The sequence below is a fragment of the Geomonas sp. Red32 genome (assembly GCF_023652955.1).
Lineage (GTDB): Bacteria > Desulfobacterota > Desulfuromonadia > Geobacterales > Geobacteraceae > Geomonas.
Genome location: NZ_JAKLOY010000005.1, coordinates 209,022 through 225,539 on the forward strand (window position 1 = coordinate 209,022; position 16,518 = coordinate 225,539).

The window sequence follows — 16,518 nt, forward strand, 5'->3', positions numbered from 1 at the left end:
AAGGCTGCCGCCTTCGCCGTGGTCATGCCGCGGGAAACGAAGGCAATGGGCGGTCGCCTACCACCTGCCTCATGTAACGGTCGTACAGGATGAGGGCCGACTGCTTCGTCCCCCTGACCGCGCTGGCGATTCCCTTGGCTGCCTTGAATCCGAGAATGTCGATGAGAAATGAGAACTTCGGCCCCAACTGGGGTGGACTCAGCGTGCCACCGAGTTGCTCCGCCAGCACGGAGAGCTCCTCAAACATTAATCTTTCTTCAGGATAGAAGTATATCAGATTGGTCTGCAGGTACCTCAAAGCCGCCGAACGTGCCCGCACACTGTCCTCCAGCCGGAGCAGGTAATCGATGAGCAGCCGGTAAGAGAGCTGCAGCGACCGGCAGGCCCGGTGGTTGATGACCTTGCTGAGACTCCCCGCGTTGGCCTGGCGATACAAGGAATAGGCGCCGGAGACGAACTTGACCCCATGGGAAGCGGCCACCAGCCGGCCGAAGTACTCGCCGTCGTCGTTCAGGGTGAGCCTCACATCCCACGGCCCTACCGCGTCGGTGAGCCGGCGGCTCACCAGCCAGACGGCGGGAAACAGGGAGTCGTCGTGATTGAATTTCCGCAGGTACCAGTCGACTGGCCTGAGGTCGTGCCAGAGCGAGTTGGTCTGCAGCCGGGCCTTGGAGGTCCGGTAAAAGAAGGTTCCGAAGCCGGAGCAGTAGAGAAGGGAGTCATCCCCCTGGAGGTGAAACTCGCGCAGCTGCCGCTCGATCTTGTCGGGGACCAGCAGGTCGTCGGCATCGAGCCATTGGACGAAGTCTCCCTGGGCGATGCTCAAGGCGCGGTTGCGGGCCGCGCAGGCGCCGGCGTTCTCCTGGGTCACGATCTTCACGTTGGTGGACTGGAAGTGGCTGGCGATCTCGCGGGTAGCGTCGGTTGAGCCGTCGTCGACGACGATGACCTCTTTCTTGGGCCAGCTCTGGTTCACCGCCGAAGTGAGCGTCTCTTCGATCCACTTTTCCGCGTTGAAGGCAGGTATTAGAATCGACACCAGAGGTTCCATGGCGCCCCCGCAGGTGGCCGGAATCGGCGACCGGTCAACTTTTCATGAAAGTCCGGTGCCACATCTCGAAGGAGATGAGCAAGTAAAGGTGCCGGATGAACTCCTCCCTCCTCTCGGTGTGCATCTTGATCAGCCACCTCACGTATTCGGGGTCGAAGAAGCGGTGGATGGAGGAATCGGGGGCGAGCAGGCAGTCGTTCACGTAGTCGTTCAGGCCGCTTCGCAGCCACTCGTTGATCGGGTTGGCAAATCCCTTTTTCTTCCGGTAGACGATCTCCTTCGGGAGCCATTTCTCCACCGCCTTCTTGTGCAGGTACTTCCCTTGCACTCCGTGGAGCTTCCACTGCGGCGGAAGGGATTCGACGAACTCCACCACCCGGTAATCGAGGAAGGGTACCCGGGTCTCCAGGGAGTTGGCCATGGCGGTCTTGTCGTTCACCATCAGCAGATCGTCGGGGAGATTGGCGCGGGTATCGATGTAGAGCATCTGGCTCAGCGGGTCGAGATCGCTCACCTGGCGCTGGAGGTGCCCAAGCGGCGAGTTGTCCTCACCGCCCTCGGCCCGCACCTCCTCCTTCACCCACTGCCGGAAGAGCTGCTCCCTCATCTCCTTACTGAAGAACGAGTAGACCTTGGTGAAGCGCCCCATGACCTCGGGCTCGTCGAGGGAGACCACTCCCCGTTTCATCCACTCGCTCCGCGGCATGGCGAGGACCACTCTTTTGAGGAGCGCCCGGACCGCTGCCGGAAGGCGGCGATAGGAGGTGGAGAGCTTGACACCGAGGTAGCGGCGGTATCCCGCCCACGGCTCGTCGGCCCCCTGCCCGGTCAGCGCTACCTTCACTTTTTGGCTGGTCAGGTAGCTTACGAAGTAAAAGGCGGCGGCGGTTTCGTTACCCACCGGTTCCTCGAGGTCCCAGAGGTAGTTGCGGTAGTAGTTGCGGTAGTCGGAGGGGGAAATGATCAGCTCCTCGTGACAGGTCCCGAACCGTTCAGCGGTCCGGTGGGCATCGTCGGTTTCGTTGGTCTCCGCGCCCCCCTCGAACCCGAGGGTAAAGGTGCGGATGGCGGAAGGGATGTGCCTGGCCATCACGGCGAGGATCGCACCGGAGTCGATCCCGGAGCTGAGGAAAAGGCCGACCGGGACGTCACTTCTCAGCTGGATGCGGATGGCATCCTCGAGAAGCTGCTGGTACTGCTCGATGGCGTCGGGCTCGCGTAGCCGCGTGATGATCCGGGGCCGCCAGGTCCAGAACCGCCGCACGGCGATACCTTCTTTCCCTGCGATCAAGAGGTGCCCCGGGGGTAGCTTGAGGATACCCTTGAAGAGGGTCTTGGGTGAGGGGACGTACCGGTAGGTGAAGAGATCGCCGAGGCTCGCCAGGTCCACCTCGCGCGGGCACTCCGGGCTACGGAGCAGAGCCTTGATCTCAGAGGCGAAGAAGAGGGTGGTACCGGCGGTGAAGTAATAGAGCGGCTTGATCCCGAGGTGGTCGCGGGCGAGCAGGATACGCTGCGATGAGGCGTCCCAGAGGGCGAAGGCAAACATGCCGTTGAAGCGGTCGAGACACCCCTCCCCCCACTCCTCATAGCCATGGAGGATGACCTCGGTATCGGAGGCGGTCTTGAAGTGATGTCCCTTCTTTTCCAGCGCCGCCTTCAGCTCGATGTAGTTGTATATCTCCCCGTTGAACACCACCTGGAGACGGTCGTCCTCATTGGACATCGGCTGGCAGCCGGAATCGAGATCGATGATGCTCAGCCTGCGGTGGCCGAGACCAATGCCGGGAGCGACGAATGCCCCTGCGCCGTCCGGCCCGCGATGGGTCATGCTGGCCATCATGCTCTCCAGCAGGCTCCGCTCCACCACGCCGCCGTATATCCCGCAGATACCGCACATGGTTACCTCGTCAGCCCCAGAAGGCGCCCCGTTTGAGTCTGCTGGCCAGCAGTGCGTTGTAGCGGGCAGCCTCCTCCCGGGTCACCAGACGCTTCCCGGTGCCGGCCGCCGTCAGGTATCCCCACATCATCAGGACCCCGTGAAGGATCGGCGGCCTCCCCACCAGCATCCTCTTCAGCGCCTTGACGAGGAAAAGGTCGGCCCGCCCCCCGGTCAAATAGAAGATCCGGCCGTGCAGCATGCTGGTCTTGAGCTTCCCGATGCCGCTCCCCTCGCTCTTCAGGTGCTGGAACGGGAGATCGTCAAAGTGGGCGGTCTTCCATCCCCTCGCCTGTGCCTTGATCTCGTCGAGGGTGTCCCAGCCGAGGGTGGGGGAGAAACCGCCGATCTCCTCGAAGCAGCAGCGGCGTACCATCTTGCTCGCCCCTGCCGCGTGGTAGGCCGGCATCCGGATCACCGACCACCCGCCCCCCTCCCTTTCCAGGTAGACTCCGGAGGCGATGCCGAGGGTGGGGTCGTCGAGGAAGCGGCCGGCCAGCCTTTCGAAGTAGTCCGCCGAAAGCCTCAGGTCGCCGTCCAGCTTTACGATGAAGTCGTAATCGAGAGAGGCGAGCCGCTGGGCGCCGCAGTTGAAGGCGGTCACGACCGGCGGCCCGGGAAAGCGCGTTGCGTTCTTTTTCATCTGCACCAGCTCGATCCAGTCGTGGCGGGCGGCATAGCGCCGGACCAGGGTGGCGGTCTCGTCGCGTGACCCGTCATCGACGACGACCCAGCGGGCCGGTTTCAGGGTCTGCCGGCAGACCGACTCCAGGGTCTCCACGATGTAGCTCGCCTCATCCTTCACCGGGGTTACCACCACGTAGCGGGGAGATTGCTCGCGTTCCATCGTTGCCTCGTTGAAGGTCAGGCGATCAGGCGTTCCACCAGGTCAAGGTAGAGGTGCTCGTTCTTGCTCCAGTCGAACTCCTGGACGAAACGTGCCGCGTTGGACACGTAGCTCTCTCGGAGCCCACGGTCCGAAACGAGCTCCAGGATGCCGGCGGCCAGCGCCTCGGCGTCATCGCAGTCGAAAAAGCGGAGGACGGAGTCGTTGAAGTAATAGGCGTGGACCCGGGTGCGCGAGGCGATCACCGGGATCCCCACCGCCATGAATTCGAGGATCTTGGTGCTGAAGGCGTCCCCGCTGAAGCCGTCGTTTCTCTTGGGCTCGACCCCTACGTCGGCGCTCGCCATTATGCGGGTCATTTCTTCGCTGGAGACCAAGCCGTGGATCACAACCCGCTCGGCGACTCCCAGTTCGGCCACGAGCCTCACCAGCGCCTCCCGCTCGGTTCCGTCGCCATAAATATGGAGGCGTGCCATGGGGAGCCGGTCGGCCAAGAGGCCCATGGCACGGATGGCCACGTCGACCCCCTGGTGCCAGCTCAGGGTGCCTGGGTACAAGAGGGTGATCTCTTTGCCGTCGCCCGGGATCCGCCTGGTATGGAACCACCGGGTGTTGGGATAATTCATGATCACCGAGCACTTCTCCTTGGTGAGCGAGCGGGAGAGCAGGGTCTGGTGCCAGATGTGGTTGGCGACGATGACGTGGTCGGCGAAAGCGCCCGAAGCCCTCTCTACCTTGACCAGCATCTTGAAGACCAGGGATTCCTGGCTCACCCTGAACTTGGTTGCGTAGAGCTCCGGCACGATGTCGTGGATGTCGAGGATCAGCTTTGCCCCCGCCAGCTTCGGCACCACGGCGGCAAAGACCTCGAAGTCCGGAATCGAATGAACGTGTATAAGATCGAAGGGATCGGCAAGCTGTTCCTTGGCCAAAAACACTGCGGAGCGGACCAGGAAGAGGAGCAGCTTATAGAGGTAGCTGAGGCTCGCCCGCTCGTTGATCACCCGCTGCTGGATCCGGTGGACGGTCACCCCGTCAATGACCTCCCGCTCGGGCTGCCCCTTCCTCCTCAGGGCGACCACGTCGACCCGGTCCCCCCGTTTGGCCAGGGTGTGAGCGTACCTCTTCACCCGGTTGTCCAGCTCGTAATAGGTGTAGGCCACCATGCAGGCGCGCATCCGGGGCTCCGGGTTCAGAAGAGTTTGAAGAGAAACCGGGGGATGTGGTACTTGCGCTTGTTGAGCACCACGCCGAGCACAGTCCCGCCGTTGTCGTTGATCCGCTTGATGATATTCTTCACCCTCTGCCGCCTGCTCTTCTCCGCCTCCAGGACCAGCACCACCCCATCCGTGTTGCGGGAAAGGGCAATGCTCTCGTTGGGGCTCAGGTCCGACGATGCGTCGATGAGGATCAGGTCGAAACGCTCCTTGAGCTTCTTCCAAAGCCGTGCGGTCGCCTCCAGGTCCCGAAACGGGGTCACCAGCGAGGCCTGGAACGAGATGGGGGCGAAGAAGAGGTTGGAATCGCCGAAACGGAACAGCGCCTTGTCGAGTTGCTCCCCCTTCTCGAGAAGGTCGATCCAGCCGTATTCGCAGGTGATATTGAAGTTAATCTTCTTGGCCCGGTCCTGGCACGCCGAGTCGAGAACCAGCACCGACTTGCCGTGCTGCTCCACCGCGGTCTTGGCGAACTCCCGGACGATGGTGGACACCCCCTCGCCCCGGTGGGCCCCCATGAACTGGATCAGCTTATGGCCGTTGCCAGGAAGGAGGAAGTCGACCTGGTGGTGCAGCCAGGCCATCTCGTCGTGCAGAGCCAGAGCCCTGGTCCCCAGGGGAGGGATGGTGGCCAGCTGTTTGGTGGCCGCCGTGCTGCTTTTTTCGCGGCAGGCCTGTTCCAGTGCCTCGTAGATATTGCCCATGAGCCGCTCTCCCTTGTTAGCGTCCGAGGACCGGGCTTTCGGAGCTCACTTCTTCTTCGCCACGGGGAAAACGATCCTTCTCCCCTCGATGATCAGGTTCTCGTTGTCTATGTGCGGATTAGCGTTCTTTACCAACTTGATCAGCCTCCCGTTGACGCGGCCGTACACCTCCGCGATCAGCTTGGCCAGCGTATCCCCCCGCTCGACCACCCTCTCCACGTAGCCGGTCTCCTGGGCTGGGACTCCCGGTTCCGGTGCGGTCGCCGGAGGAGGCGGAGCCGAGGGAACAATTGTTTTGACAACTCGTTGGATGGCGAGCGCTTCGCCGTGCCCCTTGAGTTTCAGGATGACTCCCCTTTCCCGGTAGGCGAAGAAGCCCCCTACGATAAGGACGATGAGGAGCAGGGCCACGGTCCAGCGCTGGTAGAAGGGGTGCTGAAGCCCGAAGTCCCGGGTGATCTCCTTGACCACCCGGAGCCCAACCTTGCGGTCGCCGTACCCGAAGGCGGTGATCAGGCTGTTGTCGCACAGAACGTTGATCACCCGGGGAATACCCTTGGCGCAGCGGACGATTTCACTCAGGGCGTAGTTGGTGAAGATGGGGGCGGCGTCCTTCTCAGCCGCCCTCTCCAGCCGGTGCTGAATGTAGGTGAGCCCCTCCTCCCGGGTCAGCGGAGAGATGATAGCCTTCACCGCGATCCGCTGCTTGAGCTGCTTGAGTTCCTCTAAGTTGAGGGTCTTCTCGAACTCCGGCTGGGCGGAAAAAACGATCTGGATAAGCTTCTCCGTAGAGGTCTCCAGATTGGAGAGCATGCGCAGGTTCTCCAGAGTGTCGACCGGCATGTTCTGGGCCTCGTCGATCAGGAGCAGGACGTTTCTCCCCTTGCGATACTCCATGATCAGCGACTGGTGGAGCTGGTTCACCATCTCGTAGATGTCGTCGGACTCCGGGATGATCCCCAACTCCTTGAACATGAATTTGAGCAGGTTTTCGTAGCTTATGTTGGCGTTGAAGAGGTAGACGGTGACGAGCTTCTCCTTCTCCGCCTTTTCCAGGTAGGCCCTGAGGATGGTGGTCTTGCCGACCCCCACTGCACCCACAATGAGGACGAACCCCTTTTTTTTCTCTACTCCGTAGATGATGGAGGCGAGCGCCTCCTTGTGTCCCGGGCTCAGGAACAGGAAGGACGGATCGGGGGTGATCTGGAACGGCTCTTTGTTCAGGTTGAAGAAGTTGAGATACATGGCGCTACCCCTCTTTGCTGGACACCGTGAGCAGGACTGGCAACTCCAGATACTTCTCCACCGACTCCGGATCGGAGAAGGTCTGGCGGATGTTCTCCAACAGGAAGGCGCTTCCCAGTCCGAACCCCATGCCGAGCAGCATGCCAAGCAGGATGTTGAGCTTCTTCTTAGGCTTGATCGGCTTCACCGGTAGGGTGGCCGATTCGATGACGCTGATGTTGGAAAGCCGGTGCCGGTTCATGGCGTCCGCGATCCGCGCCTCCTCGTGCCGGTCGGTGTAGGTCCTGTAGTTCTTTTCGTTGATCGCGACGTCTCGCTTCAGGTTCTGGATGGTGGCCTCGCTGGCATCCAGCGCCGCCACGTCCTTCTCGATCTGGCCAAGCTGCGCCTTGAGCGCCTCGGCCTTGGCCATCTGCGAGTTGTAGTCCGCCTCCGCCCGGAAGAGGTCCATCTCCATGTTTTGGTAGACGGGGTTGGCGGTCTTCACCTTCCCGACAATCCCCTCCTCCTGCTCCCGGAGGAACTGGTGGACCATCTCCACCTCCCTCCTCGCATCGACCACCAGGCGGTTGGAATCCGTGTACTTGCGACGCAGCTCCTGCTCTTTGAGCTGAAGTTCCAGGAGGCGCGCTTTTGCGTCCACGATGATCTTATCCCGGTCGGTCTGGGTGTAGCGGGAGTTGTTGGCCGCAATGTACTTCATCTGCGACTTGAGCGAGGCAATCTTCTTCTCGATCTCCTTCACGTTGTCGATGGCGATCTTGTAGGCGGAGTCAAAGTCGCTGCGCTGTCTCAGCAGGAGGCTTCGCTGCTCATCCAGAGAAAAGGCGTTGTACTTTTGCTGATGGCTCTGGAGGTTGTTCTCCGACTGTTTCAGCTTGGCCTCGAAGGAGGCGAGCTGGGAGCTTATGAAGGAGGACTGCGGGTCCGAATGAAGCGAGAGGTGCTTGTCTTTGAAGGCCTCCACCAGGAGGTTCACCACCCGGGCGGCGATCTCGGGGTTTTGATGCTGGAAGGAGACGGTGATGACGTTGGATTTCCTCACCCCAATCACCTTAAGGGCCTTGCCGAACCGCTGGACGGCCTGCTCCCAGGCCAGCCGCTTGTTGGGCTCCACATCAAGATCAGGATATACGCTGGCTAGCCTGACGGCGCTGATCACCTTCTGGGCCAGCTCCGAGCCGGTCAGGATCTGGATCTCGGTGTTGATCAACTCGTCCTGGCTCAGGTTCAGCGACAAGGCAGTGTCAGCTGCCATCCCCGGCCGCGAACTATCGTCTTTGGCCAGTTTCACCAGCATGCTCGCCTTCGCCTCGTAGACCGGCTTTTGCAGCAGCGTGCAACTCGTCACCGTGGCGACCATGGCGAAGAAGATGGCAAGGATCTTCCTCTTGTGCTTAAAGATGACCGTCAGCGCTTGCAGAAGAGTCATGGCATGCTCACCGGGCGACGGTTGTCAGTTGACCGTGTAGCCCAGGCCGATCGGTACCGGAACGTTCTTCCTGATGTACTGGTCCACCCAGACGTTGATGTTGGAGATGGCGGAACGGGGGACGTAGACGATGTCGTTGGGCCTGAGGAGCATGTCTTGGCCGACGTCATGGCCGTTCAGGGCATCGTCCATGTTCAGGGCGATCACGCTGATCTTGCTGTCATCACCCCGCCGCAGAACGATCACCTCGCCGCTACGTGCGGACTCCTTCATCCCCCCCGCCTGTGCGATCGACTGCAGCACGGTGGTTGGCCCCACCAGTTGGACAAGCCCAGCCCGGTTGACCTCCCCATCGACATAGACGCGGTCGCCGACCGAGACCCGCACGATGACTGCGACCTTCGGGTTGGAGAGCTCTCCTGAGTAGGCGCGGGTCAGCGAGGCGGTGAGCTCGGAAGGGGTGAGCCCCGCCGCCACGATGTCGTTGATGAGCTGCAGGGTGATCCGCCCGTCCGAGCGGACCACCAGTTGCTCGTTCAACTCCGGGTTGTAGAAAAACTTGACATCGAGCTGGTCCCCGGGCTGGATCCGGTACTCCCTGGCCGGGTATGAGGGGGCCTTCCAGGTGCCCGCTTTACCGGTTACCGTGGTCGAGCAAGCCGCGGTTATCAGCACGGCACATACCACCAAGAGGATCTGCAGGACTCTCATCGCCACCTCCCGCACTGTTGAACGTTGCCGCCGGAGCGGCTCTCGCCACCCCGGCTATCCTTCCGCCGTCAACTCCTTCAACTGCTCCGCTACGTAGCCGATCTGCTCCCCGGTCAACTCCGGGAACATCGGCAGGGAGAGGAGCTCCTCCGCGCAGCGCTCGGTCACCGGGTAGCGCCCCTTCTCCCCGCGGGACAGGTAGGCATCCTGGAGATGGATCGGGACCGGATAGTGGACCCCGCAGGAGATCCCCTTGGCCGCCAGCGCGCTCATGACAAGCACCCTTTTGGGCACCCTCACCGCGTAGATATGGTAGACATGACGGCCGTAGGACATCTCGACCGGGGTGGTGAGCGGGGAAATCCCCGCCAGCAGCCGGTCGTATTCAGCGGCGTGCGTTCTCCTTGCCTCGTTCCAGGCATCGAGGTACTTGAGCTTTGTGCTGAGCACCGCTCCCTGCATGCCATCCATCCTGCCGTTAATGCCTATCATCCGGTGGTAGTACTTCCTGGCCTGACCGTGGTCGCGTCGCATCCTGATCTGTTCCGCCAACTCTGGGCTGGATGTTACCACGCAGCCGGCCTCGCCATACGCACCGAGGTTCTTCCCGGGGTAGAAGCTGAAGCACCCTGCCACCCCCAGGGAACCGGCCCGCCTCCCCTTGTAGGTGGCGCCATGGGCCTGGCAGGCGTCCTCCACCACTGCGATGCCGTGCCGATTCGCGATGTCCAGGATTGGGTCCATGTCGGCCATCTGCCCGAACAGGTGCACCGGAATGATCGCTTTGGTGCGGGAGGTGATGGCGGCCTCCACCGAGGTGGGATCCATGGTGTAGCTGTCCTCGTCCACGTCGACGAAGACCGGCGCGGCGCCGCACAGTGAAATGGCCTCGGCAGTGGCGATGAAGCTGTTGGGAGCCGTGATGACCTCGTCCCCCGCTGTTACCCCCAGGCCGAGGAGGGCGAGCCAGAGCGCCTCGGTCCCGCTCCCCACTCCCACAGCACAGCAGCAGCCGCAGTAATGGGCGAACTCCGCCTCGAATCTTTCGACGAAAGGCCCCCCCGAGAAGGAGCAGCTGGAAAGGACCTCCCTGATCGACTGGTCGACCTCGCGGCCGATGGTGTCATATTGTGCTTTGAGGTTGAGAAATGGCACGTTCATCACGGCTCTCCTTATCGATGGTCCTCAGGATGCGGGCCGGGTTCCCCGCGACCACACAGTACGGTGGTACGTCCTTCGTTACCACGCTCCCGGCCCCGACGATAGCCCCCTCGCCGACGGTGATGCCGCAGAGGAGGGTGGCGCTGGAGCCGATGGAAGCGCCTGTCTTCACCCGCGTCTTCCCGACCTGCCAGTCGCTCTCCGTCTGGAGGGTGCCGTCGGCAGTGGTGGCCCTCGGGTAGACGTCGTTTATGAAGGTGACGTTATGGCCGATGAAGACGTTGTCCTCGATGTTGACCCCTTCGCAGATGAAGGTGTGGCTGGAGACCTTGCAGTTGCGCCCTATGCGGGCGTTTTTCTGCACCTCCACAAAGGCCCCGATCTTGGTGTTGTCCCCGATGGTGCAACCGTAGAGGTTGATGAAGGTCGCCAGCCGGACGTTTTCTCCGAGCCTGACGTCGTCGGTGATGGAAAGGTAGCGATCCATGAAAAGATCCTCCGGCAGGGTGCCTAGATCCGCACCAGTGCGCCTCCCTGTTTGAGGGAATGCACGATGGCCTCCAGCATGCGGACCACCCGCAGCCCCGCTCTCCCGTCGTTTTCCGGGGTGAGGTTTTTCTCGAGGCAATCAACGAAGTAGGCCGCCTCCCCCTTGAGCGCTTCCACCTGGTTCACCTTGGGAGCCCACATGTCCCCGGAGCGGTAGCTCACCCGCCGGCCGTGGGCCGCCTCCAGGCTCTCCTGCTGAACTCCCTCCAGCCCTTCCACCCCCTTGTCGTAGACCCGGATCTTTTCGTCGCTCACCAAGTCGTTCCAGACCAGCATCTTCTTTTGGCCACCGATGAGGGTGGTGCGGATCTTGACCGGCGAGAGCCAATTGACGTTCAGGTGGGCGATGACGTTGTCCGGGAAGTAGACGGTGATGTAGGCGACATCCTCCAGGTCGTTGTGGAAGTGCGCCACCCCTGTAGCCATCACCGCGACCGGGTCCTTGGCGATCAGGTGATCCATGATCGAGAGATCGTGGGGTGCGAGGTCCCAGACGACGTTGACATCTTTCTGGATCAGTCCGAGGTTGACCCGGATGGAGTCGAAGTAGTAGAGATCCCCCAGCACCCCCTCGCCGATCAGTTCCTTCATCTTCTGCACGGCGCCGGTGAAGAGGAAGGTGTGGTCGACCATGATCTTCAGTCCCCTGCGATCGGCGAGCTCGATCAGGGCCTGGGCCTGGGGTGAAGACGCGGTGAACGGCTTTTCGATGAAGATGTGTTTGCCGTTGTCTAGGGCCTCCATGGCCATCTCGAAGTGGGTGGAGACCGGGGTGACGATGGCCACCGCGTCGATGTCCGGTGCCTTGAGAACCTCCCGGTAGTTCTTCACCATCCTGCTATCCGGGTGCCTTTGGGAGGCGCGCTTGAGTGCGCCGTCGTCGCTGTCACCGATGGCCACCACCCGTGCCCCCGCAGTCTCTTGAAAGTTCCTCGCCACATTGGGTCCCCAGTAGCCGTATCCGATCACCCCGATGTTGATCATCGTCGTGCCCCTTTTTGAGCGGGAGCCTAATAGGCCCCCTTTGCCTTCAGCATGGCGGCTGGTGTCCGCAGGATGATCTTGAGATCCAGCCGGATGCTCCAACCGTGCAGATACCTCAAATCCAGTCTCACCATCTCCTCAAAACTCGTGCTGCTTCTCCCGGTGATCTGCCAAAGTCCGGTGATACCCGGCTTCTTCCCCATAAGACGGTTACGCTGCCACCCCTGATAGTGCTCGACCTCGTAGCGGATGGGGGGGCGAGGCCCAACCAGCGACATGTCCCCCTTGAGTACGTTGAAGAACTGTGGCAGCTCGTCCAGGCTGTACTTCCTGAGATACCTCCCTACCGGGGTAACCCGCGGGTCAGAGCGGATCTTGAAGATTCCGTCGGCTCCGCAGTTTTCACCCTTGATGAGCTGCTTCACGTACTCGCGGTGGATGACGTCGTCGTTGTCCAAGTACATGGAACGAAACTTCAGCATCTTGAACTTCCGGCCATTACGCCCGATCCGCTCCTGGGTGAAGAATACCGGCCCCTTGGAGCCGATCTTGATGAGCACCGGCAGGAGGGTCATCAGCGGAGAAAAGAGAATGAGGCCGACGATGCTTCCCAGGATGTCGATGGAACGCTTGACCAGTTCGCCGCCGCTCCAGCGCCGATCGATCAGCTCGGGGTAAAAAGTCATGTCGATGTCCCCGCCGCCCGGTCCCGGATAGACGCGGAAGCTGATGACGACCCGGTTGGCGAGGTCCGCCGAGAGGAGGGAGGCGAGACTCTCCCGGGTCTTGTGGGTGACGATCCTTTTGGCGGCTTCCACCTTTTCCGGCTCTATCTCGGTGAGGATCACCCCGACCAGGGCTCCCTCCTTGAGAACACCACAGATGTCGGTCCCCCGAAGCACGGTGTGTACGCCGTCTCCGAGAGTATCGGTGACGTGCTCCTCCCCTTCCACGAGGGCCAGACGCTCCGCATCCAGCACCATGACCAGGAGGGGGCGCTGTGACCTCTCAGCCCTCCTCCTTTCCTGGATCAACCGCTCCCGGAAGAACTGGATCGGATAGAGCCCGTGCTCCATCGATACCGGCCCCGCCGATAGGTGTCGTCTGTGCCGGGCCAGCTTCCGTAACCACGAATTATTTTTCCAAACGCTACGCGTCATCACGTGCCTCATCGAATCCGGCTTAAAAAAAACGGCACCCCTCCCCCGCTCGTATGGGCGGGCTCGCCGACGGCTCCTCGGGGGAGCAAATGTTGGTCTTGCTGACGGAAGGAGAGATAGATCGAACCTAACTGTTGGTCGGATGGTGGAATCTGGGTGAGGATTGGAACACCGACAACATTAATACGATCTAATTTATGAACAAAGTATAACTTTCGCCCCGGGAGTGTCAAGGCGATGCCAGCGGGGGAGGCGAGCAAAAACCACGTTTTTCAAAGCAGTTGGAGCTTCTCCTGGAAGGCGGGCTTCAAAAGAATGGTGCGGTTCTCGAGCATCTCCAGGTCCCCCTCCTCCGACATCCGGTGGAGCAGCCGCGTGACGGTCTCGCGCGACACCGAGGTGTAGCCGGCGAGTTCCTTGTGAGTGAGCCGCAGGGCGATGACAATGCCGCGGTCGTCGCGCACACCGTGCAGCAGGCTCAGATGATTGAGAATCGAGCGAAGACGCATCTCGGCATCCGGGAGGGCGATGGCCCTGAGCACCAGCTGGGCCTCACGCAACCTGCGGCAGAGGATGGCGACCAGTTGGAAGAGCACCTTGTCGTTATTGAGGAGAAAGCTGTCGAAATTGTCCTTGGAAAGTAGGCCGATCTCGGCATCCTCCATGGCGATTACGGTGGCGGGAGCGGTCTTGGCATCGAGCAGGGCCATCTCACCGAAGATGTCCCCCCGCTTGTGGACGGCGAGGATCCGCTCGCTGCCATCGCTACCGACATGCACCACGCGAACCTTCCCCCCGAAAACGATGTACATGTAGTGAGCGGTATCCTCCTCCATCAAGACCACCTGGTTCTTGTGGAAGCGCTTCTCCACGATCCTCCGCTGCACCTCGTGGAACTCCTCCTGATCGAGACTGGAGAAGATGGGGATGGCGCGCAGCAGCCGGGCGTGGCCGTGCCCTTCCCTAAGGTGATGACCTCTCGCTGATAAAGGCACGAACGCTCCTCCCGATTCTCGGCTACACAAAGATTGGAATTTTCAAATTATTATACCCGCTGGCTTCCAATGACAACACCACTTGCGGCGCAGAATCTTAGCCTCCCAGCCCCTCGGGGCGACATCGACGGCCCTGACGGAGCCTCTCGTTGGCTGCTATAATAATGCATCCGGCAAGCAAGCAACCGGTTCGGATACCTCCACCACCAGCCTCGTCAGGAGGACATATGGCAAGCCCCCTCGCGGAACGTTATCCCGACCTCCCCGGTACTTCGCGGTTTCCGCAGCCACCGCGTTCCGCCTTCGAAGAGATCCGCCTCCAACGCGGAGAGCGCTATCTGCCGCGCACCCGGCACCTTGCCGACGACGGATGGGCGAGGTATACCAACCGGCTGTTCCTGGAGAGCAGCCCCTATCTGCTTCAGCACGCCCACAACCCGGTCAACTGGTTCCCGTGGGGAGACGAGGCTTTCGAACTGGCCCGGGCCTTGAGGAGACCGGCCCTGGTCAGCATCGGCTACGCCACCTGCCACTGGTGTCACGTCATGGAGGAGGAATCCTTCGAGAACGAGGAGATCGCCCGCCTCCTCAACGAGAACTACATCGCCATCAAGGTCGACCGGGAGGAGCGACCGGACATCGACTCCGTCTACATGAGTGCAGTCCACGCCATGGGGGCGCAAGGGGGGTGGCCCCTGAACGTTTTCCTCACCCCGGACCGCCGCCCCTTCTACGGCGGCACCTACTTCCCTCCCTTCGACCACAGCCGCGGAATTGGGTTCCAGTCGCTTTTGATGCGTCTGCGGGAAGCCTACGACACTGATCCCGGCCGCATCACCCAGGCAGCCTTCCAGGTCAGCGCCGCGGTGCGCAGCATGCTTACCCCCGCCACCAGTGGAGGAAGCGGCACCGTTACTCTTGACCGCGCGGTGGCGCCTTTGCGCGAACGGTTCGACGCGGTCAACGGCGGCATCGCCGGGGCGCCGAAGTTTCCCAGTTCCCTCCCGCTCCGGCTCCTGATGAGGGCCTACCGCGACCAAGGGGACACCGAGCTGTTGCAGATGATCTGGCTGACCCTGCAGCGGATGGCGGCGGGTGGTATTCACGATCAGGTGGGTGGCGGGTTCCATCGCTACGCGACCGACGAACGGTGGCTGATCCCCCACTTCGAGAAGATGCTGTACGACAACTCCCTGTTGGCCGTCACGTACCTGGAGGGGTACCAGTTGCTGGGCGACCCGGAACTGGCCGAGGTGGCACGGGATATCCTTCGCTACCTCCGGCGTGACCTGGCAGCCCCGGGAGGCGGATTTTTCGCCGCCACCGACGCCGACAGCCTCGCGGAGAACGGGCGGAGGGAGGAGGGTTTATTCTTCACCTGGACGCCAGAGGAACTCGCCGCCGCCTTGGGAGAGGAGAGGAGCAGGGTCGTCGGGCTCTACTACGGCGTGGAAGAAGGGGGGAACTTCGAGGGGCGCAGCATTCTCCACCGCGCGAGAATGGCTGCCGAGGTCGCCGACGAGAGCGGGCTGCCGGAGGAACAGACCCGGAAGATACTTGAGGAGTCGAGGGAGCTTCTGTACCAGGCGAGGAACCGCCGCCCGCAGCCTTTGATGGATGAGAAAATCCTCTGTTCATGGAACGGCCTTGCCATCTCCGCCTTCGCCAAGGGAGGGCTCGTTCTCGACGACCCGGAGGCGGTGGAACAGGCGCGGCAGACGGCCCACTTCATCCTGACTGAGATGATGCCGGAGGGAAGGCTGGCCCACAGCCACCAGGGTGGGGCCTCCAGGGGTGAGGCTTTTCTCGACGACTATGCCTTCCTAATCGCAGGACTCATCGATCTCTTCGAGGTCTGCGGCGAGGAACGTTGGCTGAGGCGGGCGCTGGAATTGACCGCCGAGGTGCGCAGCGAATTGGAAGACCGCGACCAGGGAGGCTTCTTCCTGACGGGGTCCCGCCATGAGACTCTCATCGCCAGCGAGAAACCCGCCTACGACGGCGTCATCCCGTCAGGCAACTCGGTGATGATCACGAACCTCCTGAGACTTGGCGAACTGACCGGCGACCGTGCATTCACCGTGGTGGCGGAGCAGGCGGCACAATGTTTCGCATCCCAGCTTTCCGCCGCACCGGCTGCCCTCTCCGAGATGTTGATCGGCCTGTACCTGATGGCTGGTCAGCCAACCGAAGTGGTGATCGTAACGCCAGCCGGCCGTCCCGAGGCCGCCAAGCCGCTCCTCGACAAGCTGAGAGCGGTGTTCCTCCCCAACCGGACGCTGGTGGTCGTCGAAGAGGGAGCAGCCCTCGTCGGGGCAGCACGTTTGGTACCGCTGTTACAGGACAAATCCGCCGGCGACCGCGGAATGGCGTACGTCTGCGAGGATCGAAGCTGCCGGCTCCCCACCAGCGACCCGGAAACGTTCGCCGCCGAGTTGACCCGGGTGCCCGGATGACTCTTCCCCTTGCCAGGGGGTGGAAAATTATTAATATCTATTAAATTTTGCCACAATTCCCAAAAGG

At 61.7% G+C, this 16,518-nt stretch carries 14 protein-coding genes; 1 reads left to right on the forward strand and 13 read right to left on the reverse strand.

What is annotated here, in order from left to right:
• Positions 1–22: 22 nt before the first annotated feature.
• The 13 genes from L4X63_RS14810 to L4X63_RS14870 all read right to left on the reverse strand — a co-directional run bounded on the left by L4X63_RS14810 (position 23) and on the right by L4X63_RS14870 (position 13,995).
• Entirely contained in the window at positions 23–1,051 is a 1,029-nt protein-coding gene (locus L4X63_RS14810) for a glycosyltransferase family A protein (protein WP_250679421.1), read from the reverse strand.
• Between the two features lie 34 nt (positions 1,052–1,085).
• Positions 1,086–2,951 carry an asparagine synthase (glutamine-hydrolyzing) gene (asnB, locus tag L4X63_RS14815; protein WP_250679422.1) on the reverse strand — a complete coding sequence of 622 codons (1,866 nt, stop codon included), beginning with the start codon at positions 2,949–2,951 and terminating at the stop codon, positions 1,086–1,088.
• 10 nt (positions 2,952–2,961) lie between these two features.
• A complete protein-coding gene (locus L4X63_RS14820) occupies positions 2,962–3,837 on the reverse strand; it encodes a glycosyltransferase family 2 protein (RefSeq protein WP_250679423.1) in 876 nt (291 codons plus the stop codon).
• A 17-nt stretch (positions 3,838–3,854) separates the two neighbouring features.
• On the reverse strand, positions 3,855–5,015 hold the full coding sequence (locus L4X63_RS14825; protein WP_250679424.1) for a glycosyltransferase family 4 protein: 1,161 nt from the start codon (positions 5,013–5,015) through the stop codon (positions 3,855–3,857).
• Between the two features lie 14 nt (positions 5,016–5,029).
• The gene (locus L4X63_RS14830) at positions 5,030–5,758 is read right to left on the reverse strand and encodes a cellulose synthase operon protein YhjQ/BcsQ (protein ID WP_250679425.1); all 729 of its coding nucleotides are present in this window, start codon (positions 5,756–5,758) and stop codon (positions 5,030–5,032) included.
• A 45-nt stretch (positions 5,759–5,803) separates the two neighbouring features.
• Complete coding sequence (locus L4X63_RS14835) at positions 5,804–7,003, reverse strand: AAA family ATPase (protein ID WP_250679426.1); 1,200 nt, start codon at positions 7,001–7,003, stop codon at positions 5,804–5,806.
• A 4-nt stretch (positions 7,004–7,007) separates the two neighbouring features.
• Complete coding sequence (locus tag L4X63_RS14840; RefSeq protein WP_250679427.1) at positions 7,008–8,435, reverse strand: GumC family protein; 1,428 nt, start codon at positions 8,433–8,435, stop codon at positions 7,008–7,010.
• A gap of 24 nt (positions 8,436–8,459) precedes the next feature.
• A complete protein-coding gene (locus L4X63_RS14845; protein ID WP_250679428.1) occupies positions 8,460–9,146 on the reverse strand; it encodes a polysaccharide biosynthesis/export family protein in 687 nt (228 codons plus the stop codon).
• Between the two features lie 54 nt (positions 9,147–9,200).
• Positions 9,201–10,307: a DegT/DnrJ/EryC1/StrS family aminotransferase gene (locus L4X63_RS14850; protein WP_250679429.1), complete on the reverse strand. Its 1,107-nt coding sequence runs from the start codon at positions 10,305–10,307 to the stop codon at positions 9,201–9,203.
• The gene (locus L4X63_RS14855) at positions 10,270–10,794 is read right to left on the reverse strand and encodes an acyltransferase (protein WP_250679430.1); all 525 of its coding nucleotides are present in this window, start codon (positions 10,792–10,794) and stop codon (positions 10,270–10,272) included. The genes L4X63_RS14850 and L4X63_RS14855 overlap by 38 nt, the downstream gene beginning before the upstream one ends.
• A 23-nt stretch (positions 10,795–10,817) precedes the next feature.
• The gene (locus tag L4X63_RS14860) at positions 10,818–11,840 is read right to left on the reverse strand and encodes a Gfo/Idh/MocA family protein (protein WP_250679431.1); all 1,023 of its coding nucleotides are present in this window, start codon (positions 11,838–11,840) and stop codon (positions 10,818–10,820) included.
• Positions 11,841–11,866: 26 nt separating this feature from the next.
• Positions 11,867–12,916, reverse strand: a complete 1,050-nt coding sequence (locus L4X63_RS14865; protein WP_250679432.1) for a sugar transferase — start codon at positions 12,914–12,916, stop codon at positions 11,867–11,869.
• Between the two features lie 356 nt (positions 12,917–13,272).
• The gene (locus L4X63_RS14870) at positions 13,273–13,995 is read right to left on the reverse strand and encodes a Crp/Fnr family transcriptional regulator (RefSeq protein WP_250679433.1); all 723 of its coding nucleotides are present in this window, start codon (positions 13,993–13,995) and stop codon (positions 13,273–13,275) included.
• 227 nt (positions 13,996–14,222) lie between these two features.
• Between L4X63_RS14870 and L4X63_RS14875 the strand changes: the two genes are divergently transcribed.
• Positions 14,223–16,451: a thioredoxin domain-containing protein gene (locus tag L4X63_RS14875; RefSeq protein ID WP_250679434.1), complete on the forward strand. Its 2,229-nt coding sequence runs from the start codon at positions 14,223–14,225 to the stop codon at positions 16,449–16,451.
• Positions 16,452–16,518: the final 67 nt, after the last annotated feature.